Origin of the sequence: Bartonella sp. AP3QHHD (assembly GCF_042195765.1) — a bacterium.
Taxonomy (GTDB): Bacteria; Pseudomonadota; Alphaproteobacteria; order Rhizobiales; family Rhizobiaceae; genus Bartonella.
The window spans coordinates 58,918-84,768 of sequence record NZ_JBHIPC010000087.1; the positions used below are offsets into that span (position 1 = coordinate 58,918).

Annotated in this window: 23 protein-coding genes, 1 tRNA gene and 1 pseudogene; 8 read left to right on the forward strand and 17 right to left on the reverse strand. The window is 33.8% G+C overall.

Features of this window, described 5'->3' with window-relative positions:
* Window positions 1-325: 325 nt before the first annotated feature.
* The 3 genes from ACFIL7_RS06930 to ACFIL7_RS06940 all read right to left on the reverse strand — a co-directional run bounded on the left by ACFIL7_RS06930 (window position 326) and on the right by ACFIL7_RS06940 (window position 2,707).
* Window positions 326-649, reverse strand: coding sequence for a hypothetical protein (locus tag ACFIL7_RS06930; protein WP_375634660.1), 324 nt, complete (start codon window positions 647-649; stop codon window positions 326-328).
* Window positions 627-971 carry a hypothetical protein gene (locus ACFIL7_RS06935; RefSeq protein WP_375611907.1) on the reverse strand — a complete coding sequence of 115 codons (345 nt, stop codon included), beginning with the start codon at window positions 969-971 and terminating at the stop codon, window positions 627-629. The genes ACFIL7_RS06930 and ACFIL7_RS06935 overlap by 23 nt, the downstream gene beginning before the upstream one ends.
* Before the next feature lie 509 nt (window positions 972-1,480).
* Window positions 1,481-2,707, reverse strand: coding sequence for a UbiH/UbiF family hydroxylase (locus tag ACFIL7_RS06940; RefSeq protein ID WP_375634659.1), 1,227 nt, complete (start codon window positions 2,705-2,707; stop codon window positions 1,481-1,483).
* A 185-nt stretch (window positions 2,708-2,892) separates the two neighbouring features.
* On the opposite strand from ACFIL7_RS06940, the gene pcsA reads away from it, so the two are divergent.
* Genes pcsA through ACFIL7_RS06955 form a run of 3 tightly spaced genes read left to right on the forward strand, consistent with a single transcriptional unit; the run spans window position 2,893 to window position 5,189 of the window.
* Complete coding sequence (pcsA, locus tag ACFIL7_RS06945; protein ID WP_375634087.1) at window positions 2,893-3,711, forward strand: phosphatidylcholine synthase; 819 nt, start codon at window positions 2,893-2,895, stop codon at window positions 3,709-3,711.
* Window positions 3,712-3,732: 21 nt separating this feature from the next.
* Window positions 3,733-4,779: an enoyl-CoA hydratase/isomerase family protein gene (locus ACFIL7_RS06950; protein ID WP_375634658.1), complete on the forward strand. Its 1,047-nt coding sequence runs from the start codon at window positions 3,733-3,735 to the stop codon at window positions 4,777-4,779.
* Complete coding sequence (locus ACFIL7_RS06955) at window positions 4,776-5,189, forward strand: DUF6163 family protein (protein ID WP_375634091.1); 414 nt, start codon at window positions 4,776-4,778, stop codon at window positions 5,187-5,189. Before ACFIL7_RS06950 ends, ACFIL7_RS06955 begins: the two co-directional genes overlap by 4 nt.
* A 258-nt stretch (window positions 5,190-5,447) precedes the next feature.
* Here the strand turns inward: ACFIL7_RS06955 and ACFIL7_RS06960 are convergent, their stop codons facing one another.
* The 9 genes from ACFIL7_RS06960 to ACFIL7_RS07000 form a co-directional block, all read right to left on the reverse strand.
* Window positions 5,448-5,807, reverse strand: a complete 360-nt coding sequence (locus ACFIL7_RS06960; protein ID WP_375634657.1) for a hypothetical protein — start codon at window positions 5,805-5,807, stop codon at window positions 5,448-5,450.
* Between the two features lie 108 nt (window positions 5,808-5,915).
* The gene (locus ACFIL7_RS06965) at window positions 5,916-6,725 is read right to left on the reverse strand and encodes an MBL fold metallo-hydrolase (protein ID WP_375634092.1); all 810 of its coding nucleotides are present in this window, start codon (window positions 6,723-6,725) and stop codon (window positions 5,916-5,918) included.
* A 10-nt stretch (window positions 6,726-6,735) separates the two neighbouring features.
* Window positions 6,736-7,509: a TatD family hydrolase gene (locus tag ACFIL7_RS06970; RefSeq protein ID WP_375643107.1), complete on the reverse strand. Its 774-nt coding sequence runs from the start codon at window positions 7,507-7,509 to the stop codon at window positions 6,736-6,738.
* Entirely contained in the window at window positions 7,499-9,058 is a 1,560-nt protein-coding gene (gene metG, locus ACFIL7_RS06975; protein WP_375634655.1) for a methionine--tRNA ligase, read from the reverse strand. The genes ACFIL7_RS06970 and metG overlap by 11 nt, the downstream gene beginning before the upstream one ends.
* A gap of 76 nt (window positions 9,059-9,134) precedes the next feature.
* Window positions 9,135-10,178, reverse strand: a complete 1,044-nt coding sequence (locus ACFIL7_RS06980) for a DNA polymerase III subunit delta' (RefSeq protein WP_375634097.1) — start codon at window positions 10,176-10,178, stop codon at window positions 9,135-9,137.
* On the reverse strand, window positions 10,175-10,819 hold the full coding sequence (gene tmk, locus ACFIL7_RS06985) for a dTMP kinase (protein WP_375634099.1): 645 nt from the start codon (window positions 10,817-10,819) through the stop codon (window positions 10,175-10,177). Before tmk ends, ACFIL7_RS06980 begins: the two co-directional genes overlap by 4 nt.
* A gap of 28 nt (window positions 10,820-10,847) precedes the next feature.
* Window positions 10,848-12,011 carry a D-alanyl-D-alanine carboxypeptidase family protein gene (locus ACFIL7_RS06990; protein ID WP_375634654.1) on the reverse strand — a complete coding sequence of 388 codons (1,164 nt, stop codon included), beginning with the start codon at window positions 12,009-12,011 and terminating at the stop codon, window positions 10,848-10,850.
* Window positions 12,012-13,101: 1,090 nt separating this feature from the next.
* Window positions 13,102-14,001 (reverse strand): septal ring lytic transglycosylase RlpA family protein, encoded by a 900-nt coding sequence (locus ACFIL7_RS06995; RefSeq protein WP_375634100.1) that lies wholly within the window; start codon window positions 13,999-14,001, stop codon window positions 13,102-13,104.
* Window positions 14,002-14,536: 535 nt separating this feature from the next.
* Window positions 14,537-14,612, reverse strand: a tRNA-Lys gene (locus ACFIL7_RS07000).
* 1,215 nt (window positions 14,613-15,827) lie between these two features.
* Between ACFIL7_RS07000 and lexA the strand changes: the two genes are divergently transcribed.
* Complete coding sequence (lexA, locus tag ACFIL7_RS07005; RefSeq protein ID WP_375634102.1) at window positions 15,828-16,532, forward strand: transcriptional repressor LexA; 705 nt, start codon at window positions 15,828-15,830, stop codon at window positions 16,530-16,532.
* Window positions 16,533-16,993: 461 nt separating this feature from the next.
* Window positions 16,994-18,307, forward strand: coding sequence for a 30S ribosomal protein S12 methylthiotransferase RimO (gene rimO, locus ACFIL7_RS07010; protein WP_375634653.1), 1,314 nt, complete (start codon window positions 16,994-16,996; stop codon window positions 18,305-18,307).
* A gap of 538 nt (window positions 18,308-18,845) precedes the next feature.
* Here the strand turns inward: rimO and ttcA are convergent.
* The 4 genes and pseudogenes from ttcA to ACFIL7_RS07030 form a co-directional block, all read right to left on the reverse strand.
* On the reverse strand, window positions 18,846-19,721 hold the full coding sequence (gene ttcA / locus ACFIL7_RS07015; RefSeq protein WP_375634106.1) for a tRNA 2-thiocytidine(32) synthetase TtcA: 876 nt from the start codon (window positions 19,719-19,721) through the stop codon (window positions 18,846-18,848).
* Between the two features lie 268 nt (window positions 19,722-19,989).
* Window positions 19,990-20,607 (reverse strand): 30S ribosomal protein S4, encoded by a 618-nt coding sequence (gene rpsD / locus ACFIL7_RS07020; RefSeq protein WP_273722651.1) that lies wholly within the window; start codon window positions 20,605-20,607, stop codon window positions 19,990-19,992.
* Between the two features lie 170 nt (window positions 20,608-20,777).
* Window positions 20,778-21,605, reverse strand: coding sequence for a glutamate racemase (gene murI / locus ACFIL7_RS07025; RefSeq protein ID WP_375634652.1), 828 nt, complete (start codon window positions 21,603-21,605; stop codon window positions 20,778-20,780).
* Window positions 21,598-22,435: pseudogene (locus ACFIL7_RS07030) on the reverse strand (RNA methyltransferase). Before ACFIL7_RS07030 ends, murI begins: the two are co-directional and overlap by 8 nt.
* Window positions 22,436-22,738: 303 nt before the next feature.
* On the opposite strand from ACFIL7_RS07030, the gene sfsA reads away from it, so the two are divergent.
* Genes sfsA through radC form a run of 3 tightly spaced genes read left to right on the forward strand, consistent with a single transcriptional unit; the run spans window position 22,739 to window position 25,090 of the window.
* Window positions 22,739-23,455, forward strand: coding sequence for a DNA/RNA nuclease SfsA (gene sfsA / locus ACFIL7_RS07035; RefSeq protein WP_375634651.1), 717 nt, complete (start codon window positions 22,739-22,741; stop codon window positions 23,453-23,455).
* Window positions 23,448-24,278, forward strand: coding sequence for a type I methionyl aminopeptidase (gene map, locus ACFIL7_RS07040; RefSeq protein WP_375634112.1), 831 nt, complete (start codon window positions 23,448-23,450; stop codon window positions 24,276-24,278). Before sfsA ends, map begins: the two co-directional genes overlap by 8 nt.
* A 17-nt stretch (window positions 24,279-24,295) precedes the next feature.
* On the forward strand, window positions 24,296-25,090 hold the full coding sequence (gene radC, locus ACFIL7_RS07045; RefSeq protein WP_375613419.1) for a DNA repair protein RadC: 795 nt from the start codon (window positions 24,296-24,298) through the stop codon (window positions 25,088-25,090).
* Window positions 25,091-25,134: 44 nt separating this feature from the next.
* Here radC and ACFIL7_RS07050 read toward each other — a convergent pair whose 3' ends face one another.
* Window positions 25,135-25,347 carry a DUF3126 family protein gene (locus ACFIL7_RS07050; RefSeq protein WP_375621268.1) on the reverse strand — a complete coding sequence of 71 codons (213 nt, stop codon included), beginning with the start codon at window positions 25,345-25,347 and terminating at the stop codon, window positions 25,135-25,137.
* Window positions 25,348-25,851 lie beyond the last annotated feature (504 nt).

Consider the following 25,851-nt stretch of genomic DNA (forward strand, 5'->3'; position numbering starts at 1 on the left):
ATAAAGAGCAAATAAATTAAAGTATGTTTATATATATTTCTGAACATAAATTTTATTTTTTGATCTATAAAAAATACAGCTTTTATGGATGGATAATTATATCTCACTTACATTTCTTCAAGAGATGTTTTTAAAAAATCTACTTTTTGAGGTATAATAAGAAATTAAATAAGGAATTTTAGTAAGTTAGATGTTATTTCATTTATAATATGATAATCGTTTCATCAAAAAAAGAACATATAATTTGTTGATGATTTAATTGTTTTTCATAGAAAAAATGACGAGAAATTTCTATGCATTATGTAATTTATAAGAGAAAAAATTATTATGATTCATATAAATTTCCCAATAAAATACAGCATATACCGACACTCCCTCCCATTCCTGATCCTATCAGTGCTCCTATTATTATTCCGGAAGAAAGTGCTACTCCTATACCCATTGCGATAACTGGACCAAATCCAGGAAGAGCAATATAACCATAAGCTGCAAGAATTGCCGCGATAGCTCCTGATATGCTACCATTTAAACCGCCAATGAAAGCAAATTCTTTAATAGAATGGCAGTACTTTTTTAATTTTTTTTTCTTACAGCTGTGAAAAGAAACGTTGCTGTAAGTTTTTAAATCAATCATATTCTTTTCTTTCATTTTGAATGCTAACTGTTCCTGAATAGTCAACGGATACGAAAAAATGGGACTTTTTAAATTTTACTAAAGCACGCCAGATACCATTGTCATCTAAGCGCAATCGTTTAATATTCTCAAAACCATTTTGCATAAGACAATTTTTAACTTGTGAGGCAGTAAATGAGTTCTGACCTATTTTAGTGACCTTTTGAGTAGAGCTATAGGTAAAGGTTTGACAATAAGGAAGGTGAAAAACTTCACTTATTGAAGTCGTGACTATCAACGAGACACATGCAATCATTATAAAAAAAGTACTTAATTTCAAAAAATTATTTAGTGTCATCTTGTTACCATTTGTTGAAACAACACTTCATTAACCTCTGTGTTACTAACAGGTTCCAAAGATGATTTTATTTTTAATATTATACTTAACAATAAAAATTTTTGAAAACATATTGATTAAATAAAACCGTTTTTTTTATTTATTTTCTTATTAAAATTAATTTTATAAAATAACTTTTTCAAAACGGTATTATTTTTCATTTTCTTTATAGTGCTAAATTTAACAGCTATGATTTAGCAAGATATCTTTATAATTTAATTTGTAGTATATAATTCAGTTTTCTCTTATTTCATATCAACATACTAAATATATATAATAATTTTTAATAAAAAATAATTTACAGTTATATTAATTATAACATGTTATTATTATAAATAAATCAAATAAATATAATTAATTATTTTAATATAATTTGTTACTTCTTATAAAGAACAAAAATATTTTTTATATCAGTAATAGATATGATTGCAAAATGCAATTTATTATTTTACGTTATTATCCATTATTGCTTAGTAGAGCTGTTTTGATGTTTTTGTTGGAAATATTTGCATAATTTCCTTAAATCCATAACCGGGATACATTCCTTCGCGCATAAATAAATTACGTAATGGTGGGAAACTATGCAACAAACCAAGCCCAATGCTTCGTATGATATGAACAGGCAACATATGAGAAAGTAGGGCAGAGTTCAGTGTATGAACAGCTCCACTTCGGATTAATATATCTGGTTTGCGGCATTTGTTATAATGTGCAACAATCATTTCAGAGTTAGAATTGGATATTTTATTGGGTAAAATATCAATTAAAGTTTGGACATCACGGAATCCTAAATTCAATCCCTGTGCTCCAATAGGAGGAAAAACATGAGCGGCTTCACCCACTAAAATTGTTCGATTAGCAGCAAAATGATGAGAAAGAAGTCCGAAAATCGGCCATGCTTGAATTGATGTTTCTAAGCTTAGCTTTCCAAGCATTGATTGCATTTGGTTTTCGATCATTTTTGCAATTGTTTTTGGTTCTATATTTAATAATTCCTCAGCGCGGGAAGGATGAACAACCCATACAAGACTAGATCTTCGTCCTGGTAGTGGAACCTGTGTAAATGGACCGTGTTCTGTATGAAATTCAGTTGATGTATTTTGATGAGAAAACTCATGAGAAAAGTTGAGAACAAGTGCTTTTTGTGGATAATTCCACTGTTTCACACTTATCCCTGCTGCGGCACGTGTAAGAGAGTGACGTCCATCAGCTGCAACAACAAGTGGTGCTTGAATAATTCTATGATCAGCAAGAGTAATGCATACATGGTTTTTTGTGTGATGAACAGATTTGGCAGCAGAAACAAATCTTATAATATTGGGCGTATGTGTAACAGCGTCGACTAAAGCACTGTTCAATTTTACATTAGGTATATTATAGCCAAAAGCTTTTTCGCCAATTTCAGTAGAAGAAAAATGCACCGTAGGAGCATGCACAATTCTAGAAGTTATATCTATAATTCTCATGGACGATAAAGCAGCTGCATGTTTTTGAAGATTATCCCAAATATTGAGTTTTTGAAGCGTGCGTATTGCGGGCATCATAAGAGCCGTTGTCCGTAACTCATCTGTATGAGCAGGGGGCCCAACAAGAAAAACAGAAAACCCCTTCTGTGCAAGACTCAGCGCGGCTAACATTCCGACAGGACCTGCACCAATAACAGCAATATCTTTATGCTCTTCCTTTTCAAATATCACAACGATTTGAACCTTTATTCATTGAGAAAATATTTTAACATTTCCAAATGATCTCTCTCTTTTTATTATATGAAGCTCTTCTATTATTATAGTATGTAATAAATAATGCGATATAAAAAAGTAACCTTTTTATGATTTTTTTAAATGCTGAGTTATATCATCGTTAAAAAATGGCGTATTGATAGATGGTTGAAGACTTTAAAAACGAGGATAAGAAAACCTTGAAACGTAAATTAACAAAGAAAATCAAAACAAATGCTAAATTATTACGCCATAAAAAAGTAACAATGCCACAAGCAAAGGCCTTTTCCGTTCATTTACTGACAGCTTCGGGATCATTTTTAGCGTTTCTTTCTCTTATATCAGCCTCTCAAAAAGAATGGACAGCTATGTTCTGTTGGCTTGGGCTTGCTCTTCTCGTTGATGGTATAGATGGACCAATTGCACGCAAACTTGATGTTAAATACGTTCTTCCAACATGGTCTGGAGAGCTGTTAGATAATATTATTGATTACGTGACTTATGTCTTAATTCCTGCCTTTGCACTCTATCAAAGTGGTTTCATGGGGGTAGGGTTATCATTTTCATTGAGTGCAATTATTGTTATTTCATCTGCTATTTATTATGCAGATACTAGTATGAAAACCAAAGAAAACTTTTTTAAAGGATTTCCTGTTGTTTGGAATATGATGATTTTTACGCTTTTTGTCGTCAGACCAGGAGAGTGGATTACTTTTATCATTATTGTTTTATCGGCGATTATATCTTTTTTGCCAATTTATTTTATTCATCCAGTAAGAGTCCTTCGTTTACGTAGAATTAATTTTCCCATTTTTCTCTTATGGTGTTTTTTTGGTGTTTCTGCCTTCTTTTATCAACTAGAGGCTCCCTATTGGGTTAAAATAGGAATTTCGGTAACAGGAATTTATATATATTGTATTGGCGCAATCATGCAAACATTTCCTAAACTTGGGGAAAAAAGTATAAAAAAAACAATGAAATAATTGTTTTAAGAAGGGTGTGAGATGCAAATTAATTTTGGAGCAGATGATGATATTTCTTTTACGAAAGAAGGGCGTGCTGGTATTATAAAGCTCACACGTCCTTCAGCATTAAACGCTCTTAATCAACGAATGGTTTCAGCTTTAAAAAAAGCTCTCAGAACATGGGAAATAGATGATAATGTTTTTTGTGTCTTAATTGAAGGGGAGGGGCGTGCTTTTTGTGCTGGTGGAGATGTTGTAGAAATCTATCATATGGGGAAAAGTACTGCTTCTTGTCAATACTTTAGGAATGAATATAGTTTAAATGCTTATATCAAACATTTTTCAAAGCCCTACATTTCTTTCTTAAACGGTATTTGGATGGGAGGTGGGGTAGGTATTTCTCTCTATGGCTCGCATCGAATTGTTACAGAAAATACAGTTTTTGCTATGCCAGAAGGTGCGATTGGATTTTTTCCAGATGTAGGTGCAAGTTTTTTCTTACCATCTCTTCCCAATCATTTTGGTATCTATCTTGCATTAACGGGCGCATGTATAAAGTGGGGAGATTGCTTAAATTTAGGATTAGCAACACACGCCGTTGCTGAAACTGAATTCGATATGATTAGAAAAGCTGTTATTGAGCAAGGAGATCCTACTTTAGCTTTAAACGAGCGAGCAATTACAAAAGACTATGAAACAAGTCATGAAATACGTTGTATTATTAACACTTGTTTTAGTGCCCATACCTTAGAAGAATGTCTTGAGTTGCTACATAAAAAAAGCAATGAAGATGTTTTATTTGCTAAAGAATGTTATGATATTTTGCAGTCACGTTCTCCGACAAGTTTAAAAGTTATCTGGAAACAAATGAAACAAAATTCATCTCAAACGTTGGAAGATTGTATGAAAATTGAAAACCGCATAGCGTATCATATGCTTCATTCACATGATTTTTATGAAGGTATACGTGCTATGTTAATCGATAAGGATAAAAGACCTCAATGGCAACCAGATAAACTTTCAAATGTGACAGATGAAATGGTAGATTCTTACTTCCAACCTGTTGAACAAGAGTTATTATTGTGAAAAATAATTCTCACAAACAGATTTCAAAAATCAATTTAATCTATAACTGTTACTTACGTTTTTTGGCACTTATTTGCTTAGTTCTAGGTATTTGTTATTGGATACGCCTTGTTGGTGTTTTTCCAGGTATTCTATGGCGTTTTGATCTTATGCCTTGGCAGTGGCAATTTACATCAGCTATATTGGCTATTCTCTATCCTATTGCCTTAGTTGGACTTTGGATGTATTCACTATGGGGTATCATTGTGTGGTGTATTGCAGCGTTGATTGAAGCAATAACAATATATTATTCCGATTTTATTTATCAGCCATTTGTACCATTATTTCATGGAATATTGTTTTTAGCTTTTATAGTACTACAAATTGTAATTATTTTTTTTAAAAGAGTAAAAAATAAAAAAACATTGTGATTAAAATTTTCGAGCCAGAATAACAGGCTCGATTTTCGATCTTAGTTAACTTAAGTAGCTCATTTTAAAGCTTCGTTCCTCAAAACGCTGATGCTAGTTATACTTCCTCATAAAGTTCCATAATATATATTATGCGATAATATGATACAGAAAACCCTACTTTAAAACATCATCATAATATTTATATCATACAATTTACTTTTAAAATAAAATTTGGTCTTTAAGGTATATACCTTAAAGACCAAAAATTAAGAAAAATTACTGTACTATTTTACAACGCTTCATACGTGCAAGATCACTTAAAACAGCATTACGATTATTTAAAGCCGAAATTTCATTACTTTCACTGGATTTAGTATCCATAAAAAACAAAGCAGGTACAAATACAACACTTACCGCTGCTAAAGCCACGTTTTTATTTCTTGCTTTAGAACGCTCTGTAATTGTATCATTAATCTGACGTTTATTAGCAAAAAACTCCCGTTGAATATCGGCACAACTCATTGATCCGTCATGTAATGTTGTCGTTGCAATATTTTTTTCTAAACGCCCCCCACATGCTGTCAAGGAAACCGCTAAAACCACAATACATACACCCCGCTTAAAATTCTTATACATAAAAGCCTCATTTTTGACATAAAAACACTAAATATGTCAAAAATGAAATAAAATAAAGGATAAATTTAAAAGTGTTTTATTTAACTTAAAATATTGCGCATAATAAGCTTACGCATCTGTTTCAAAAGTAAGACCTTGATATGCAGGTTTTACATAGGATGGAACGTAATTTATTACCTTATTGTAATCCAGCGATCTGTCCATATGTGTGAGTATTGCTTGTTTTGGCTTTAAATATTCTATCCACTGTAATGCTTGATCAACAGAAAAATGACTCGGATGGGATTTAAATTGAAGAGCTTCAATGATGAGAACATCTAAATCCATTAATTTGGATAAAGTTTTTTCAGGAAATTTACTAACATCCGTACAATAGGCAACATTCCCAATCCGAAAACCTAAGGAATGAATGTTTCCGTGGTGTTGTAAATGTGTATTGACACTTATTTCTCCGCCCTGCCCCTGAATAATAAATTGGCTATCTTCATTGATAAGATGTTCTTTTAAAATGGGAGAATAAGATGAATCTTTTAGAGTTTGAAAACAATATCCAAAAGCACTTTTGAGATGCTCTAGTGTAAATCTGTCGGCATAGATATCTATTAAACGTTTTTGTGCAAGTGCATAGCTGCGTAAATCATCAATACCGTGGATATGGTCTGCATGAGAATGCGTGTAAAGAGCAGCATCAAGATGGCTTACACGCGCATCGATCATTTGTGAGCGAAAATCTGGACCTGTATCAATAACGATCGTTGTTTTGTCTCCAGAAGGTTTAATACGTTCAACTAATAAAGAACTTCTGTAGCGTTTATTTTTAGGGTTATTCGGATCACATGTTCCCCAATCACCATTAGGTCTTGGCACTCCTGGAGAAGGACCACAACCTAATATTGTAAATCGGTATTGATCACACATATCTTTTGCCTTATTTCATTTTGCTAAATAAACGAAAAGCATTACGCGTTGTTATTTGAGCTATTTCTTCAATGCTTAAGCCAATTGTTTCAGCCAAAACAGCTGCTGTATAACATACAAAAGATGGTTCATTTGTTTTGCCCCGATGGGGATTAGGTGCTAAGAATGGAGCATCTGTTTCCACTAACAAATGCTCATGGGGCACAATTTTTGCTATTTCACGGATTTCAAGTGCGTTTTTAAAAGTAAGAATACCCGAAAAAGAAATATAACCACCAAGTTCAATTCCAGCACGAGCAAGTTGCATTCCAGACGAATAACAATGAAGGATAAAGGGAAAAGCTCCTTCTTTTATCTGTTCACGTAATATTTTCTCCATATCGATATCGGCATTGCGTGAATGTATAACAAGAGGAATCTGTGTTTCTCGAGAAGCAATGATATGTTCTTGAAAAACTTTCTTTTGCTCTTCTGGTGTAGAGTAATCATAATGATAATCAAGGCCCCCTTCCCCAAACGCAACAATTTTAGGGTGATTCGAGAGCTGTATAAGCTTTTCCGCTGTAATATTTTGTTCTTCATGCGCGTGATTGGGGTGTGTTCCAACGGAACAAAAGACTTGATCATAGCTTTGCGCAATGGCTAACAGTTTATCTAACTTATGAACATGGGTTGAAATTGTTATCATACGTTTAACGTCAGCATCTAAAGCCCGTTGGATAACATTATCCAAATCTTGTGAAAAGTCTTCAAAATCAAGATGACAATGTGTATCAATCAACATGATGAGTGTCTTCTTTCTTCAAGATATAACGAGGAAAAATTGGTTCTGGTGGTGGAAGATTAAGCCCTTCTTGAATTTTTGAATGACTTATATGATACAATAACCGATCATCTTCAGCAACCGCAAGGCTATCAAGAAGTTTCGCAGCTGATTGGGGGATGAAAGGCAAAAGCATAATTCCTATTCTCCGCAAGATTTCTACAGTTATATAAAGAACTGTAGAAAATCGCTCTCGATCATTTTTACGTAAACTCCAAGGTTGTTCGTTGGCAAAATAACGATTGGCATCTGCTACAATTGAAAAAATAGCTGAAAGTGCTAAATGCATACTATAAGAACACATAGCTTGGTGTACAGTTTCAAGTACTTGAAGAGATTGTTCTAAAAGCTGTTTATCTTGAGCTAAAAATGAAGCTGGTTTCGGGACTTGTGCATTACAATTTTTGGCAATCATAGACAAACAGCGCTGTGCTAAATTACCAAGATCGTTAGCAAGATCAGCATTAATACGGTTCACAAGGCTTTCATGACTATAACTACCATCTTGTCCGAATGGCACTTCACGGAGAAGGAAATAACGGACCTGATCAAGACCATAATGATCAACCATTTCAAAAGGATCAACGACATTTCCAATAGATTTTGACATTTTTGCACCACGATTAAGTAAAAAACCATGTGCAAAAATATTTTTAGGCAATTCAATTCCAGCAGACATTAAAAATGCCGGCCAATAGACTGCATGAAAACGAATAATATCCTTACCAATAATATGCGTATTTGCAGGCCAAAAATCACGTTTTTTTGAATTTTCATTGAAAAAACCTATTGCTGATAGATAATTTGTAAGCGCATCAACCCAGACATACATCACGTGCTTTGGATTCTCAGGAACAGCAATTCCCCAGTTAAAACTTGCGCGTGAAATAGAGATATCTTTTAAACCTGATTTGATAAAACTTATAATTTCATTACGCCGCTCAAATGGAGCAATAAAATCAGGATGTTTTTCATAATATTCAAGAAGAGCCTTTTCATAATGAGAAAGTCTAAAAAAATAACTTTCTTCTTCATTCCATTCAACTGGAGAGCCTAATTCTTTCTCACGACGGATGTTGTCTGCTCCAATTTCCGTATCTTTTTCTTCATAATAGGCTTCTTGGCGAACCGAATACCACCCCGTATAACGACCGAGATAAATATCGCCATTTGCTTCCATCTTTTTCCAAATTTCTTGACAAGCTTGATAATGGCGTTCTTCTGTCGTACGGATAAAATCATCGTTAGAACAATTTAATACTGCAAGCATTTTTTGAAACACCGCACTATTACGATCTGCAAGTTGCTGAGGTGTCATGCCTAATGCAGCTGCTGTTTGTTGCATCTTGAGACCATGCTCATCTGTACCAGAAAGAAAAAATACATTTTTTCCGTTTAACCGTTGAAAGCGGGCTAAAACATCGCTTGCAATGGCACTATAAGCATGTCCAATATGTGGAGCACCATTAGGATAAAAAATGGGAGTTGTTATGTAATATGTGTCACGCATGTCATACTCGTTGTAAAACGCTATAAATAGAAGATATAATGACATAACGCTTGTTCATCGCATTGTCACGGAAAAACTAATTCTCATGAATGATCTTATGAACTTTAAAAAGTAAGTTAATAACAAACTGCTTTTTATCGAGATTAAACAGTTGTATTTCCTCTATTTCTTGATGAATCTCCTGCCATTTTTCCGCATATTTTTTTGAGAGAAATAAGTCTCCCTTTTCAACGAGCATGATAGCTTTTTTTTGAATTTTATTAAGAATTTCATCACAAAATTGTTGAAATTGGAATGTAGAAGAAGTAGATGAAAATGTTTGTGCAAGAGTATGTACAATTGTTGCGTTACAAACAGGTTTCTCTAGGAGAGCATCAATTGTTTTAATAATTTCAAGACCGCCATGGCAAATAAGTAAAGCGGCTTTTCGAGGGCTTCCTTTAGATTTTTTAATAATCATTTCAATTGTTTTTTCATCAGGTAAATCCTGATCGGCGAAAATATGTATAATAACTTTTTTCATTTCATCGTTATTCAACGGACGAAAAGAAATTTTTTGACACCGTGAATGGATTGTTGGAAGCAATTTTCCTGAAGAATGTGCGATAATAACAAATAACGTTTTTGTAGGTGGTTCTTCAAGTATTTTGAGAATTGCATTCGCTGCATTTCTATTCATATCATCTGCAGAATCAATAATAACAATACGCCATCCATTATCTTGTGATGTTCGGCTTAAAAAATGCATAATATCACGGATATCATCAACGAGTATTCCTGTTTTAAACTTTTGCGTTTTCACATCAAATCGACGTGAAATATACAAAAGACCAGGGTGACTTCCTTGTGTAATTTGGCGCCATGGGGTAGAATAAGGATCGGGTTTCAAGAAAGCACTCTGTTGAAAACTTAAAATGTTCCAAGCAAGATGAAAGGCTAATGTAGCCTTTCCAATCCCATATTCTCCTTCAAATAATAATGCATGATGCAAACGCTCTTCTTTAAGCATTTGTGTCAAAAAATGACGCACATCCTCATGACCAAAGATAACATTGTTCTGGGATGGTGATAAAATTGTATCAATATCATCATATTGGCGTAAGGTATTTAAATTACTCATGAAAGCTGATCCAACAATACCTGATGACAAATATTTTTTATTTGATGAGCAATAGCTTCTACTGAGCCAGTGGCATCAATGACTCGAAATCTATGGGGTTCTTGTTTGGCCAATTGAAGAAAAGCCTGACGCCTTTGTTCTTGAATTTCCAACTGATCTTTTTCAAAATAATCAATTTCTTCTGTTTTTTTTCTTCGCAAATTTGCACGCTTCATACCACACATTGCTGGCATATCTAATAAAAATGTTAAATGAGGCAAAATACCATTGAGCGCAATACACTCTAAAACAGAAAGAAAAGAAGAACTGACTCTATTATTGAGTCCTTGATAAACGCGTGTAGAATCAATAAAGCGGTCACATAAAACGATTTTACCTTTTTGCAAAGAAGGTGCGATAACCTCAGTAACATGGTCGACACGTGCAGCTGTAAACAAAACAGCTTCAATCAACGGTCCATACTGTCGCGCCTGCCCCGACAACAAAATATGCCGGATTGCTTCTGCTCCTGGCGTTCCTCCTGGTTCTCGTGTTGTGACAACATCATAACCTTGGTGAGAGAGAGACTCAGCAAGTAAAGAAATCTGCACCGTTTTCCCTACCCCGTCCCCTCCTTCGAATGTAATAAAATAACCTGACACGTATGATCTTAACCTTATTAGCGCGTAACTATAAATATTTCCGTAACCATCCAATTGTTATTTCATAGAATGCACTTTTTACTTTTGCAAAGAAACTTCCTTCCCAAACATTCATTCCGGCAAAAACTGGTTTTTCCAGAAGAACCTTTTTATCTTCTAAAATTTGAATAACGCCAACTGATTGCCCAGAAACGATGGGAGCTTTCAATGGACCATGATATTTAATTTTTGCTTTAACATTTACTTTTTTTTCATTCGAAAGCATAAAACTTATTGGTGTTTTAATAATGAGTGGAACAAAATTTTTCTTACCACCATAAACAGCAGCACGACCAACTATTTCTCCTTTTCTGAAAATCGTTTTGAGATCAAAAGCCGTCATTCCCCATTGAAGAATGCGTTCTATTTCTTTTGTATATTTTTTACCATCTTGCAAACCATTGATTGCTAAAAAAAGACGTCGATGATTTTTAGAAATAGTGGCAACCATTGAAAAACCTTCTTTTTCACTGTAACCAAAACCAAATCCTTCTACACCAATTTCCTTAGAAATAAGAGGGTTTTTGTTACGTTGAAAAATATTATTCCATGTAAAATGAGACTCACAATAAAGTGCATAATAATCCGGATATTCCTGAACAATATGACGTGCTAATATAATCATATCACGCACAGTTACAAATTGTCCCTCTTCGGGTAGCCCTGTTGCATTAACAAAATGACTCTGAGATAATCCAATCATTTTTGCGCGCTGATTCATCAGTTTTACAAAATGATCTTCATGTCCTGATATTCCTTCAGCAAGAATAATAGCAGCATCATTTCCATTGACAATAATTAAACCACGCAACAGATCAGAAACACTGATTTCTGTTTTTATCTTTGCAAACATAGTGGTTGTACCAGAAGGTGCTCCACCCTTGCGCCAAGCATTTTCACTGACCTTAAATTTCTGCGTACTTTTTAATAATCCTTTTTTTAATTGATGAAATACAACTTCTGCTGTCATCAATTTTACTAATGAAGCAGGAAAAAAAGGAATAGCACTTTGTTTTTCATAGAGTACTGTCTCTGTATCATCATCGAGTAATAACAATTGGTATGCGGGAGTTTGAAAATCTTGTGCTCTCCCCCACGTATCAAATGCCAATACTCCCCATAATATCAATAAGATCCTTAATGCTGTATACATAGCTGCTCCTCCCATCCCAAAGATCAACATAAAGAATCTTATATAGGAAAAAACTTTTTGATTTCTGAAAATTGAGGAATTATTTACAACTCATAAAAAGATTTTATTTTCATTTAGCTTTAGAAAAAATAATATGACACGTTTTTTATCTTCTATATAGGTTCAGTTTAACATTTTAAATGTATGAGAGACAAAAGATTTTTTCATATTTTTATTGATAGTATTTTGATTTGTTATGATAAATTATCATTTTAAAATTGAAGCTAACTCAAAGATACTGTAAGATTCTCTCATCCCCTCTTCTCATATTTAATTCATTAAAAATCGCTTACTTACGGGTCATAAGTAGGGTTCGTATATGGATAAAAATTATTAAAAAAGAGAGTAAAAATACTTCTTATCAACCTCTCAAGTGTTAAGAATTATCGCACAAAACATTGGGGACTTGCAAAGTGTATGATGGTGTCGATTTATATCTTCATAAGTGTAAAGATGCTGATATCTAAAGGCGTTAACAGTTATACCATTCACAGGCGCTGTCGTAAAATAGGCTTGTAGCGTGTTAAAGTATGTCTCTTTTAAATAAGTCCATGAATTGGCAATGTAAGTGTATTTTGTTTGAGACGCTCTGTTTTTCGTGAGGGAACTTACTCCATTAAAGAACATGATAAACAAAAGCATGAGATAATGCATAATCTTTTCATAAGATATTACCGTAGATACTTTAGAAAGATACAAGGACGAATCAAAAGAAAATATTTTTTTACTTGTTAAGCTTTTTATTCCTCTCAAATCGATTGTACAAGTTGTTTTAGAGATTACAAAAACAGACTTATACAATAATCTACCTTCGTCCAGCAAAAGCTATTACAGCAAGAAAAGTACACGCTTTATTAAGCAAGCAATATCATAAAACGACGAATAGGCCAGCAATGGAGTGGAAAGTCCGTACTAAACTTATAATGATAGAACCCAACCACGCTTTTTGAAAAGGACAACGCGCTTTAAGATAAAAATCCTACACTAAATCCGTAATTTCTTACCTTTTTTACTAAAAAATTATATAGATAAAAAATCAATGCATTTTTTCTTAAAATAGTTGTAGCCAATTAACCTTTGTTTTTTTGTTTAGCTTATTTATAGAAGCAACTTGATCGAATGGTATCGGCTTATCAACCATGATAGGACCAATTTCTGGCAATTTAACTGCAACAGTTTTATTACGTTGTTCTTGTTCAACAGCAGCTGCTTTAGCTAATTCTTTTTTGTTCCCTGTATTGCGCTGCTCTTTTAACAAAACAGTTTCTCTTTTTTTCGCAACATTTTCCGACGCTAATGAATATGGGGCAGCATTTCCAGGAGTATAAGAGGACATTAAATATGCAGCATCATAATAGCCAACAGGTGCTTCAGCAATATATTCTACTTTAACATCTGCGACCCCCCTATCTACATACCCCAGTATTGTCGCAGCTTGCCTTGATAAATCAATGATTCTGTCTTTCATAAAAGGTCCGCGATCATTCACTCTAACAACGATTGAAGATCCATTTTTTAAATTAGTAACACGAGCATAGCTAGGTAAAGGCATTGTAGGATGAGCAGCAGTCAAAAGATTCATGTCATAAATTTCACCATTGGCAGTTAAACGTCCATGAAAATCTGAACCATACCAAGATGCTTCGCCAACACGTTTATAAGTTGGATCACTTTGAGGATAATACCACTTTCCTTTTATTTGATAAGGTTTACCAACAATCACTCGTCCACGCTTTTTTTCTTCTGATTGATTCTTCTTATTGGATACTTGTTGAGGTAGTACAGAAGTGTTTACGTTAATTGGTTTATTATGATAGGAATCTTTTATTGAAAAATTCATAGTTTGGCTTGCGCAACAAGATACCAGTGACTGAGAAATGACAATCATAGAAAACAATTGAAGTGTTGGTTTAATCATAAAAGTAATTTTCTTTTTTCTATTTGAAGGCATCTATTCAGTCCACTTATTTCTGTTAAGTACTACTGTAAAAACCACGTCACGCTTCTGTACGCAACGGAAGAATTTACGTTTTTAAATGATTCCCCTCGCGTATATACCACTCTTGAATTGGCCCCTTTTACCAAGGAATTAACGTATTGTTAATCTTTTTATGGTTTTCATACGAAATAAATGTAGTCTAGTAGATATTAAAAAGATTAAAAGTTAAACAAATCAACATCTTATAGAAAATTCATTTCATAATATAAGTGTGAATAAGTGGTGATTTTAGCAACTGTTTTGCGAATCATGTAATGCAGTGGATATTAAAAAAAACACCTATGGATTGAGAAAATTAGAAACCACATGTGCTGCCAACGCAGGTACAACCCTATCCATAAGCTTAAAGCTCTTTTTTGTTGGAAAGGAGACAGCATAACATCGCTCTATTCCAAAACAGCTGATAAAAATAGAATCAATAAAAACTTCAAAAAGAATCAAAAAAAGATTCTTAAATTTTTTATAGCCTATTGATATTACTTAAATTTGGTGAGCGCGCAGGGATTCGAACCCTGGACCTACTGATTAAAAGTCAGTTGCTCTACCAGCTGAGCTACGCGCTCTCACACAAGCTATCTAGTTTGCATACTATCTAGTTTGCAGAAAGTGAAGGGAACATACGGTTGACTTTCCATTTGGTCAACACCTTTTGAAAAAAAATATTATTATTTTCTTCAGTTATCAATAATTTTCCGTTTTCGCCCCTTTACTTCATCATTGTATAAGTACTCTTTAATCTTCTTTTTGAAGTTTCAATAAAGGAAAAATTTCACTGCAAAATATTGCATAGATTTGAAGCGTTAAAATTATGAGAAATACCCCCTTCCCCTCACATGGGTTGTTGAGCATAATGGGTAGAGAAGAAAAAATACCTTTTATTATAATATTATTTTTATATCTTAATTTTTATATCTTAGTGTTCAATTTTCAAATATGAATACAGCTTTATAAGATAATATATTGATTTATAATAATTTATCATTTTTCACTTGAGTGAAAAGTCTCAAATAATGTAAGTTTTTCTCATTTCAAATCTTTTTTATATTGAAACAATAAAAAGCATTTTCTTGACCGATATAAGTGAGAGAATAAAACTATAAAAAAGAAATGAAAATACCTTTTATGCCTCCTTTTAATAACCAAAAATTATCGCAACATTAGGGGTCATGAAAATAGTATATAGCGGTTGACACGTTAGACTTGAAAATGGAACAATGAGCAACAATGGCTTTGAGAGTATGATTTTTGTTCATGTATAATGAATAATAACGAAAGCCAATTTATCCTATAGAATAAAGTAGATATGAAGCAAAATTTAGTCTCATTGAAAATATCCCGAATGACTATAAATTATGCTCACTATTAGAGCTGTAGATAATTTTACTAAGAATAAAAAAGCAGAAATAATATGCAGTATGCAAAATGATTTTAAGTGTTCTGAATATATAGAATGCCTTCTAGTTAACTTTTTTATATTAAAATTTACAAAATACGTAGATATATTTTTAGAAGAAAAGGATAATACTAGTCACAAAATTTAGTATTGGATAATTCAGTCAGAACTATAAAGTATATTTATACATTATTTAATATTAATGTATATATACAGTATATAAATAACAATTTAAATATATCTATAAATAAAAATATTAATTTATTAAATTGATAAGATCAAAAACAAAGAAAATAATTTTGATTTGGCGATAAAAATTGTAAAAGTGCTATATATAAATGTATTTTTACTTTACTAATTTTTATTATTTTGATTGGAATATTGAATGTTAACATGTAAACAATATGAGCTACTCTTGTTTATTCATAACCATATAAAAGAAACTGGTGTTCCTCCTTCTTTTGAAGAAATGAAAAATGCATTAGAACTTTCTTCAAAGTCTGGTATTCATAAGCTCATTATAGCCTTAGAACAACGAGGTTTTATACGTCGCTTGCCCAATCGTGCTCGTGCTGTGGAGGTGATTCGACTCCCTGAAAAAATAACATTTAACCTTTCTTTAGCACGTAAAATTTCTCCCAGTATGATAGAAAGAAAGAAAAGAGAAATATCAAAAAGTTTGAGTCCCTTTGATGAAGAAGAAAAAAAAAATATCACCATTCCTATTATGGGACGTATTTCTGCAAGCGTACCCGCCTCTGCTATACTGCAACAAATAAACAGCCTTTCTCTTCCACTCGATATGGTTAATACAGGTGAGCACTACGCATTAGAAGTTAAAGATGATTCTATGATGGAGGCTGGTATCCTTGATAAAGATACGATCATTGTGAAACGTCAAAATACAGCAATAACAGGTGAAATTATTGTTGCGTTTATTGATAAAAAAGAAGCCACATTAAAACGTTATCGACGCAAAGGAGCTTCTATTGCATTAGAAGCTGCAAATCCTCATTATGAAGTACGGACATACGAATCCGAGCGTGTAGAAATACAAGGCAAACTTACCGGTCTTATTCGAAAATATTAAAAAATAAACCTTATAGTACGCGATAGATATCGCAGTAAGAAACTGTTGAGCATTTTTTTATTGTGCCACACGCAATTGACTTCTTCTCCACAGCCAAAGGATGCCCCCAATTAGGTTTATAAACAATCCAGATCCTTATCGAGCGGGTTTCACTTTCCCCTTCCCCTCCATGTCCTTCTCTTACGCAAGGCTTGACAAGTAAGTTTTAAAATATTCACCACGTACTTTGAAAAGAACTTAAATGCTTTGAAGGAAGCAGCCTTATATCATCATCCTCAATGACGGAATTTTACGATATAATAAGACAAAATTGTATGCATGCATAAAAACATATAAAATTTTGTAGAAAAAAATCAAATAACTTTGTAACAGATTGTATTGCATAGGTATAAAAATAAAGAACATTATTTTTAAGTTAATAAAAGCGTAACTCAATCATTCATAGTAATTGTAGGATCATTATGGTAGCACCTCGTATTAGTTTTGTCTCCCTCGGATGCCCAAAAGCACTCGTAGATTCTGAGCGAATTATTACACGCCTTCGCTCTGAAGGGTATGATATTTCACGTCAACATCAAGGAGCTGATGTCGTTATTGTGAATACCTGTGGTTTTCTTGACTCGGCAAGGAGAGAATCATTAGCCAATATTGATGAAGCTCTTAAAAAAAATGGAAAAGTTATTGTAACAGGGTGTCTTGGTGCTGATCCTGATGCTATTCGCCAAACATATCCTAATGTATTGGCTATTACAAAACCGCAAGCTTATGAAAGCGTTATAGAAGCTGTTCATACAGCAATTCCTCCTGTTCATGATCCTTTTCTTGATTTAGTTCCTCCCCAAGGTATTCGTTTAACACCTCGCCATTACGCCTACTTAAAGATTTCTGAAGGATGCTCTAATCGGTGTAGTTTTTGTATCATCCCTACTTTGCGTGGTGATCTCACTTCACGTCCCATCAGCGATGTTCTTCGTGAAGCTGAAAAACTCGTGCAAGCGGGTGTAAAAGAACTTTTGGTTATTTCACAAGATACGAGTGCTTATGGTATTGATCTTAAATATCTCGAAAATTCTTGGAAAGATCGTACAATCAAAACGAAATTCTTTGATCTTTGTCGTGAACTAGGCGATATGGGTATTTGGGTACGTATGCATTACGTTTATCCTTATCCCCATGTTGATGAAGTTATCGAACTTATGGCTGCAAAAAAAATTCTTCCTTATCTGGATATACCTTTTCAGCATGCATCACCGACTGTTTTGCATCACATGAAGCGTCCCGCACTTATGGAAAAAACAAATCGTAGAATTGAAAAATGGCGGAAAATATGTCCAGATCTTACTTTGCGATCAACATTTATCGTTGGTTTTCCTGGTGAAACGAATGAAGATTTTAATATACTTCTAGAATGGCTAGAAGAAGCAAAAATTGAACGCGCGGGGTGCTTTAAATATGAAGAAGTAAAAGGAGCTGCCGCAAATGATTTGGGATTAGAAAATATTCCTGAAGAGGTGAAAGAAAACCGCTGGCATCGTTTTATGGCAAGACAACAACAAATTTCTACACATCTTTTAAAGAAAAAAATTGGAAAAAGACTCCGAGTGCTTATCGATGAAAGTCAAGGAAAAGTTGCCAAAGGACGTAGTCAGTACGATGCTCCAGAAATAGATGGTGTTGTCCATATATCATCACGACGCCCACTGCGTGTTGGTGAATTTGTCACCGTTAAAATCGAACAATCGGATGCCTATGACCTTTATGGTATAGCAGTTTAAAAATTTAACTCCTTCCCTGTCCTCAATGATGAAGATTTCTATTAGCATCGGTTTATAAAAAGATCAGCTACTCACAATCGAACTTGATCACTTATATAGCTCACTTCATGAGAATTTACGAGCAATCCTTGCTCTGAATGTTTGCTATACACTCCCAAAATACAAAGCAGTTATATATTCTCTTAATTTAATGCCTTAAATGAGCTTTAAATGGCGGTGACAGCGGCGCAAAAGAATAAAATCCACAAGGTTCACCATTTTTAATTAACAAAAGAGCAAATCGACAACCGTACTATTTTCCCATTTTTCATATTACGACAGTCATTGGTTAGTGAAAGGAAACTTTTTTCAAGAGTGTTTTATGCACACAAGAATTTCCTTTGTGATATGCAGGCAGATGTTTTTTATAGATGCAATATAAGAGAATTTGAAACAAAACAATCTGACGGTATTTAAATTAAAAAACAATAAATTATCATTATAAATAAGTATCTTATCGTAAATTCTTTGAACTTATTTTTTTAATATCTAATTTTTATTAACACGTTTTAAAATCAAAGAATTTCTTATCAAGCAAATGACTTGGGCGTACATTTGTTAAAGCGCGAATCATCGTATCTTTACGTCCTGGCATTTGTCTTTCTATATTTTTCAGCATTTCTTTCATTGCATTACGTTGTAATCCATCTTGACTACCGCAAAGATTACAAGGAATAATTGGAAATTGCATTTCTTGAGAAAATTTTTCCATATCTTCCTCAGCAGCATAAACAAGAGGACGTAACACAAAAAGATCTCCTTCATCATTTTTAAGTTTTCCAGGCATAGCAGCTAATCGACCACCATGAAACAAATTCATAAAAAATGTTTCTAAAACATCATCACGATGATGACCTAAAACTAATGCAGAACATCCCTCTTCACGTGCAATACGATAGAGATTACCACGTCGTAATCGAGAACAAAGTGAACAATATGTCTGCGACTCTGCCAATTTATCTGTAACAATGGAATAAGTATCCTGATATTCAATACGATATGGAATTTTATAAGAACTTAAAAAATCTGGAAGAATATGCTTAGGAAATCCTGGTTGCCCTTGATCAAGATTACAGGCAAGAATTTCAACGGATAAAAGACCTCGCCACTTTAAGTCTAAAAGAAGCGCTAATAAACCATAAGAGTCTTTTCCACCCGATAAAGCAACAAGCCATTTTTTCCCTGTAGAGAGCATAGAAAAATCATCCAAAGCTTGTCGCATATGACGTAAAAGTCGTTTGCGCAATTTATTAAATTCTACGCTTGAAGGAGCAACACGAAACATTGGATGACAATTATCTGCTTCGCTTATTAAAGGATCATCTCTCCCTTTGTTTTCTTCTATTGCCTGATATTCAACTGAAACATCATTCATAATACCATATCCTGCACAATAAACGGCTCGTTTTGCAAAGATAAAAACAAATATTAAAGCAAGCTTACATTTATGTTTTTTGAATTTATAAATTAGATACATAAAAAAGAAATGGAACTATACAAATTTATGACTATAAAAACATAGCAATAAACTTAATATAGAACCATTTACAAAAAGAACTTATTAACTTCAAATATTGTAAGAATAACACAATATTTTGAAGTTATCATAATAGAAGAGAGAAATAATTTCTCTTACAGAAAAATTATCGAGAATAAAATTCAACAACCAAATTAGGTTCCATTTGCACAGCATAAGGAACATCTGCAAAAGCAGGAATACGTGTAAAGGTTGCTTTCATCTGTTTATGATCTGCTTCAATATAATCAGGGACATCACGTTCTGCCAATTGCACTGATTCTAACACTAAAACAAGTTGTTTCGATTTTTCCCGAACCTCAATAACATCACCTGGTTTACAACGATAAGATTGAATGTTTGTGCGCCGCCCATTGACATTAACATGACCGTGATTGATAAATTGGCGAGAAGCAAAAATCGTAGGTACGAATTTTGCACGATAAACAACAGCATCCAAACGTGATTCTAACAGACCGATAAGATTTTCGCCAGTATCGCCCCGTCGACGAGCTGCCTCTTCATAGGTTTTATGAAATTGTTTTTCTGAAATATCTCCATAAAACCCTTTCAATTTCTGTTTAGCGCGCAACTGAACCCCATAGTCAGAAAGTTTTCCTTTACGACGCTGTCCATGCTGACCTGGACCATAATCACGACGATTGACAGGAGATTTTGGACGCCCCCAAATATTTTCTCCCATACGACGGTCAATTTTATACTTTGTTGTTTCGCGTTTACTCATCGCATTTCCTTATAAAATAAAACACGAGATCTTAAGACCCCAAGGAAACGCGCCCTCCTCTGCCTTTAAATACTAAAGACTGACAGAATACCTTAACATATCAATATGCAAAGTTATCCACGGGACACGTCAATTAATGCTATTTTCTTGAAAAAATAGCTAGATCATCATTATTGGTCTCGTAACCCAAAGTCAACTCCTTTCATGAGTTTTAAGCCAAATCCTTTAAACAAATTCTCCGTTAAAGAAGTGATATTTTTCGATGTCAACAACGCAAAATCTTGATATTTCTTTATATATTGATGGTGTATCTTTCCCGACAATGGTAATAAAGATCTGATATGTTTGGCGATCGCTTTCGCCGGATCAATCCACTCAACGGACCATAAAGCATGTTCACGAAAGAAATTAATCAAAAAAGGATAATGTGTGCAGGCTAAAACAATAACATCCGTATATTGTCCATTTTTTTCCACAAAACATGGCAGGATTTCTTTTCTTAATTCTTCTGAATCGATAGATTTTTCCCGTAAATAATCTTCAGCAAGTCCAGCCAGCTTTTTACTTCCTACAAGCTGAACATGACACTGTCTAGCAAAAGAGTTAATTAATTCATTTGTATAAGCACGTTTAACTGTTCCAGGAGTCGCTAATACGGAAATAAAACCAGATTTTGTTTGTTCAGCAGCTGATTTAATTGCAGGAACCGTTCCTACAAAAGGGATATGAGGAAAATTCTGTCGTAAATCTGCTATCATCAGTGTAGAAACAGTGTTGCAAGCAATCACACATAAAGCTGGATTGTAACGTGTTAAAAGATTTGTAAAAATCTTCAAAATACGCTCTTTCAAAATATTTTCTTTCCAATTTCCATAAGGAAATCCTGCATCATCAGCAACATAGATAAATTGCATGTCAGGGATAAGAACACGCGCTTCCCTGAACACTGTTAAACCACCAATACCGCTATCAAAAAAAAGAACAGGTCGTTCATCCATTAGTTTTCACACTTATTTTTAATTTTTTTACGATCACGCTCTTCCGGTGCTCTACTCCCCCGTGGATATTGTGGCGAAAAATGATCCAAAGAAGATATAATGCCTCGCAATAAACGAACCTCAGGTTCACTAAAGTTAGCGCGCGTAAAAACAGAGCGCAAATTTGCAAGCATTACTTCTTTACGTTCTGGTGGTCTAAAATACCCACGGATATTCAAAGCCTCTTCTAACTGAGATAAAAAACCATGGAATATTGTTTTATTTGCAGGTTCCATCTCTGCTGCACGAAATGCCGTATCGCTGACATTCTCTAAACCAGTTTTCATCCATTCGTAAGACATTAAAAGAACCGCTTGCGCAATATTAAGTGACGCAAAAGCAGGATTAACTGGAAAAGTAATAATTTCATCAACAAGGCTGATTTCATCATTTTCTAGTCCCCATCTCTCTCTTCCAAAGACAATCCCGGTCTTATGTCCGATACTTTCACGCTGACGTAATACGCTTGCTGCTTCGACAGCACTTTTTACAGTTTTAAATCCACATCTTTCACGTGCTGTTGTGGCAAAAACATAGTGTAAATCTGCAATTGAATCACGCAATGTGTTAAAAATTACAGCATTGTTAATGACATGATCAGCTTTACTTGCAGCAGCTCTAGCTTTTTCATTTGGAAACATTTCTCGAGGTTTGACTAATCGAAGCTTAGAAAGCCCAAAATTTGCCATTGCCCTTGCGACCATACCAATGTTTTCAGGAAGCTGCGGTTCAACTAAAATAATAATGGGACCATTTGTTAAATTTTCACGATTCCTATTCGTTCCTGCCATCAATTTTACCTAGTTTCACTTAAACTATCTCCCTCTCCACTGTTTTTACGAAACCTTTTTCACAATACTCTAATGCTGTTTAATAATAAATTATAGATAATCTATCTTTTCATTCAAAGATAATAGTTTCTAAACCTAATAATAAATTTTAAAAGCCATTAAAGTGAACGATGGAATTTATAACAATTTATATAAGATATCGTAGCGTTTTTTACATCAATTTTATCTTTTTTTAATAGGGAACAGCCCCTGTAAATCATAATCTCAGTTGAATTATGAAATCATAAATCCTAAAAAAGGGATATGCACTTTATTCCCAAACTTTTTCCTGCAAAGCTTATCCGTCGTTATAAACGTTTTCTTGCGGATGTTCAACAAGATGATCAGCATGTCCTCACCGTGTCTGTACCTAATACAGGATCAATGCTTGAATTAACAGCTTTCAACACCAATATTTGGCTTTCTTATCATAACAACATCAAACGAAAATATGCCTATCAATTAGAAATTATTGAAGCCGATAATACTTTGGTTGGCATTAATACTTCTTTACCCAATAAACTTGCGTTAGAAGCAATTCAAAACGGATTACTACCAGAATTAAGTGGATATAAAACAATTTTAAAAGAACAACGCTATGGGACACAATCACGAATTGACTTTCTTTTACGTGATGACATTCTTCCTGATTGTTACCTAGAAGTCAAAAATGTTCATTTTATTCGTCAGAAAGGATTAGCAGAATTTCCTGATAGCGAAACAAAACGTGGTGCACGTCACCTTGATGAGCTCGTAGGAGTTGTACAACAAGGAAAACGAGCTGCTATGCTTTATATTATTCAACGAGAAGATTGCTCAGCTTTTACAATTTGTCATGATCTTGATCCACTCTATGGACGTAAGTTTGATTTAGCATTAAAATCAGGAGTAGAATGTTATGCTGTAAAGTGTCATGTAAGTGTAGAAGGCATTTTTCCGATTCAGAGAGTAAAAATAGAAAATAGAAGAAACAATGACTGAGTATATCGAATATAATAAAATCCCTTTAAAATTTAATGGAAAAATCCGCATTTTCGATGATTATGCTTTTGCTAAAATGCGTGAAGTTGGTCGTATTGCTGCAGAATGCCTTGATGCGCTTACAGATATTATTAAGCCGGGCGTTACTACGCAAGAAATAGATGATTTTGTATTTATTTTTGGAGCTAAGCGAGGAGCACTTCCTGCTGATCTAAATTATCATGGATACAGCCATTCATGCTGTACATCTATCAATCACGTTGTCTGCCATGGCATTCCCAATAAAAGACCTTTGCAAGAAGGTGATATTGTAAATGTTGATGTAACCTTTATCCTTGATGGTTGGCATGGGGATTCAAGCCGAATGTATCCTGTTGGAAAAATTAGGCGTGCAGCAGAACGCTTGCTAAAAATAACCTATGAAAGTCTTATGCAAGGAATCGCTGTCGTTAAGCCTGGAGCAACGACAGGTGATATTGGGGCAGCCATTCAACAGTATGCTGAATCTGAACGCTGTTCAATTGTGAGAGATTTTTGCGGACATGGTATCGGCCAGCTTTTTCATGATGCTCCCAATATCCTCCATTATGGAACCCCTGGAGAAGGAGTTGAATTAAAACAAGGTATGATGTTTACAATTGAGCCTATGATTAACCTTGGTAAACCACAAGTTAAGATTTTATCTGACGGTTGGACTGCTGTTACCCGTGACCGCTCTCTGACAGCACAATATGAACATACAATTGGTGTTACAAATGAAGGGTATGAAATATTTACACAATCTCCTAAAAATATTTTTTATATTCCAAATTCGCATACCTAACGCAATGTAGAGATGTTATGGCTAAAAAATTAAATCAAAAGGAAGATACTCAAAGTAATCACTTTGCATTAACATCGAGTTCTCCACTCACCCCAGTATCAGAAAGAAAAAGTGAAGAGCCTCAGAAAAACGCACAGCTTCATAAACATTATCAAGGCCATCGTGAACGTCTTCGGAAGCGCTATTTAAAGTCAAAAGGAAATGCAATTGAAGATTATGAATATCTTGAATTATTGCTTTTTCGCACAATACCCCGTGCAAACACAAAACCCATAGCTAAAAATTTGATAGCACGTTTTGGTTCATTAGCTGATGTGTTGGGAGCGGATATTCACCGACTTCAAGAAATTCCAGGATGTGGTCCCGCCACTGCAGTTGATTTAAAAATTATTTCAGATGTTGCTGGACGTCTTGCTCGTGCGCAATTGTTTAAGCGCGATATTTTTTCATCATGGGATAAAGTGTTAGCGTATTGTAAAGCTGTTATGGCTCACGAAACACGTGAACAATTTCGTATTTTGTTTCTTGATAAGAAAAACGGCTTACTTGCTGATGAGGTACAACAAACTGGAACCATTGATCATACCCCTGTTTATCCTCGTGAAGTTATTTCTCGAGCTTTAGAGTTATCCGCATCAGGACTTATCTTAGTCCACAATCACCCTTCTGGCGATTCCACCCCCTCTAATGCAGATATAACAATGACATATAGATTAAAAGATGCAGCAAATGCATTAGGAATTATTATCCATGACCATCTTATTATTGCACGAAATAACCATACGAGTTTTAAAGCGTTAAAACTTATATAAATCTTATGGGATAAAAAAGACTTCATTCAACTATGAATAACGAATCAATTTTCTAAATCAATATCTAATATAGCCATTGAGAAATTATAGGAGAGCTCATCTTCATCTTCATCTCGATAGATAATGCCTAAAAACTCATCTCCCATATAAACCTCACAAGAATCACTCTTTTTAGGCCGTGCTCTGACTTGCAATGCTGAGTTTTGGAATATATTTTTAAAATAATTATCAAGTTTTTTTATTTCATCAGCATTCACTATGCTCTCCTGTTTTTTGAAACGATTAAAATAATTGCGTGTCGTGCAAATAAGACACTCTTATGATTCTGTAACGTCAGTAAAAAAGCATAATCTGAATATTTACTTAATATTACATATATTCACAACGTTCTTTATGCATTCATAAAGAACGTTTACAAAAGGAGTCTATCATTATTAAATATACCCGTATAGATTAAAAAATGGCAAAAAAAAACTGTATATTTTTAATAATTTTACTTTATCTCCAATTTTAGCATCTGTATTTAAAACGCATATTCGTAAAAATAAATTGATCAATAATTTATAATTTTGTTTATTTTATAAAAAATACAAATAAAAATATTTTTTTATTTAAAACTACATTTTTTAGCAAAAAATATTTATTACATCATTCGAAAATAATTCTTTTTAATAACCTTTAAATTATAATTATCTAATCTTAGAAGAATTACGTCTCTGGAAAATATACAAAATAAGCTAATAAGAGTTTATTTTTCTTTT